Below are 2,619 nucleotides of genomic sequence, written 5' to 3'. Positions count from 1 at the left end.
TTGAACATGAACGTCATCCGCACTGCCATCCCCGATGTCCTCATCCTGGAGCCCAGGGTCTTCGGGGATGCCCGCGGCTTCTTCATGGAGAGCTACAACCAGAAGGTCTTCGACGAGGCCGTCGGGCACGAGGTCCATTTCGTGCAGGACAACCACTCGCGCTCGGCCAAGGGCGTGCTGCGCGGGCTGCACTACCAGCTGCCGCCGCACGCGCAGGGCAAGCTCGTGCGTTGCACGCAGGGTGCCGTGTTCGACGTGGCCGTGGACCTGCGCCAGAGCAGCCCGACCTTCGGGCAGTGGGTCGGTGTCGAGCTGACGGGCGAGAACCACCGCCAGTTCTGGATCCCGCCGGGCTTCGCGCATGGCTTCGTCGTGACCAGCGACAGCGCGGACTTTCTGTACAAGACCACCGACCTCTACGCGCCCGAGTGCGAAGGCGCGGTGCGCTGGGACGATCCGGCCATCGGCATCACCTGGCCGGACCTTGGGATGGCGCCGCTGCTGTCCGCCAAGGATGTGGCCGCGCCCTTGCTGGCCGAGGCACGTCGGTTCGACTGAATCCTTATCAGCCGCAGGACGACGGTCGAGCGTCCGGAATCCACCCTCTACAATCGGCGCCGGCCCCGGAACCCCGCGGGTCTGCCCCGATCTGCTCTGACGCTCCATGTTCGCTTCTCGCCTGAAAAACACATTTTGCCGACTGGGTGCCGTGGCATTGGTCGCCGCGAGTCCGTCACCGCTGGTCCTGGCCCAGACCTCCTCCACGACGGAGACGACTGACAATACGGCGACCACGACCTCTTCTGGTGCGGTGACTACCAGTGCGGGCACGACGACAGGTGCGAATGGCCCGGTGCGGCTGCAGCAAACGCCCGCGCGTTCCTCCAACGCCAATGCCCGAAGCGGTACCCAGGACGCCCAGGACGAACGCCTGCGGGATCGCGACGAAGCGACCTTGCGCGGCGAGGCCGGCTCTCCGCTGACCCGCATGCCTGGTGCGGGCGTCGATGAATTCGAGACCTATGTGCGCAAGCTGGGCTACATGGGCGTCCAGCGCTTCGGGCAGGAACTCATCACCGGAAAGTCCACTTACGACATGGCGGAGTCCGGCGGGCTGGTGCCTGCCGACTATGTCGTCGGGACCGACGATGAACTGCAGATCTCGATCTGGGGTTCCGTCGATGCCGATCTGCGGGTGATGGTCGATCGCAGCGGGCGCATCTCGATCCCCCGTGTCGGCACGGTCATGGTGGCCGGCGTGCGCTACGGTGAGTTGACCGATGTCATCTCCCGGCGCGTCGGCCAGGTGTTCCGCAATTACCAGATCAGTGTGTCGCTGGGCCAGATCCGCAGTGCGCGTGTCTATCTGACCGGGTACGTCCGGCGGCCGGGCGTGTACACCGTGAGCGGGCTGTCGAGCGTGGTCAATGCGCTGATGCGCAGCGGAGGGCCGTCCTCGGCGGGCAGCCTGCGCGCCATCGAGTTGCGGCGCGGCAAGGAGACCGTGACCCGCTATGACCTCTACGACCTGCTGCTCAAGGGCGATCGCAGCGCAGACCGGGTGGTGCAGAACGGCGATGTGATCCATGTCGGCCCCATCGGTGCGCAGGTCGCGCTGGTGGGCAGCGTCAACCGTCCTGCCATCTTCGAGATGAAGCCTGGAGAGAAGGTCGCCGACATCGTCGCGATGGCCGGTGGCTTCACGGCCGTGGCGGACCGCAGTCGCCTCGCCATCGAGCGCTTGGACGACCGCTCCAAGACGCGCATCACCCAGCTCAGCCTGCCCGAAGACAGCGCCCAGGAGCCCGGCAGCGGTGACGTGCTGCGTGCCTTCAGCGCGGTGGATGCGACCCAGCCCGTGGCGCGCCAGAACAAGCGTGTGCGCATCGAAGGGGAGGTGCTCCGGCCTGGCGAGTACGTCCTGCCTCCGGGCGTCACGACCCGCACGGCGCTGGAGCTTGCCGGCGGACTCACGCCGAATGCCTATGTCTATGGAACCGAGTTCACCCGGGAAAGCGTCCGCATGACGCAGCAGCAGAGCTACGACAGGGCGCTGCGTGACATGGAAACCGAGTTCGCCCGCGCGTCTGCCACCCAGCGCGCCATCAGCGCCGACGAGGCCGCGACCTTCGAGCAGCGCAGCACGGCGACTTCTCGCCTGATCGAAAAACTCCGCCAGGTGCGCCCGACCGGCCGCATCGTCCTGCAGGTGGATCCGGACGCCAGCATGATTCCGGATCTGCCCATCGAGGATGGTGACCGCGTGTACGTGCCAGCGCGCCCGACCACAGTCAGCGTGTTCGGTTCGGTCTTCAACAGCGGGGCCTTCCTGCTGGAGCCCGGCAAGACGCTGGGTGATTTCCTGAATCTGGCCGGCGGCCCGACCCGTGGTTCCGATCCGGGCAGTACCTTTGTCTTGCGTCCGAATGGCAGTGTGCTGAGCCAGCTTCAGCGTGCGTCGTTCTTCGGACTGGTCGGAGGCGTGGTCAAGGTCAAGGCCGAGCCGGGGGACACGGTGTTCGTGCCGGAAATGATGAACAAGACCACCTGGGTGCAGGATCTGAAGGAATGGACGCAGATTCTGTATCAGTTTGGTATCGGGGCGGCGGCGTTGAAGAC

General features: G+C 66.2%; 2 protein-coding genes. Both read left to right on the top strand.

The annotated features are described in order from the left end of the window. Window positions 1-6: 6 nt before the first annotated feature. Window positions 7-558 carry a dTDP-4-dehydrorhamnose 3,5-epimerase gene (rfbC, locus tag AB3X43_RS09845; protein ID WP_369429667.1) on the top strand — a complete coding sequence of 184 codons (552 nt, stop codon included), beginning with the start codon at window positions 7-9 and terminating at the stop codon, window positions 556-558. Window positions 559-853: 295 nt separating this feature from the next. After that, the coding region (locus tag AB3X43_RS09840; protein ID WP_369429666.1) for an SLBB domain-containing protein at window positions 854-2,619 on the top strand (1,766 nt) is incomplete at its 3' end.

It is taken from the genome of Sphaerotilus sp. (assembly GCF_041083715.1).
Taxonomy (GTDB): domain Bacteria; phylum Pseudomonadota; class Gammaproteobacteria; order Burkholderiales; family Burkholderiaceae_C; genus Sphaerotilus.
Note: the sequence above shows the minus strand (reverse complement) of the source record. Positions and strands in the feature narration are given on the sequence as shown.

What these genes read in the sequence shown, in the direction of transcription:
- rfbC (WP_369429667.1), top strand. Translation starts at nt 7, where the DNA reads ATGAACGTCATCCGCACTGCCATCCCCGATGTCCTCATCCTGGAGCCC.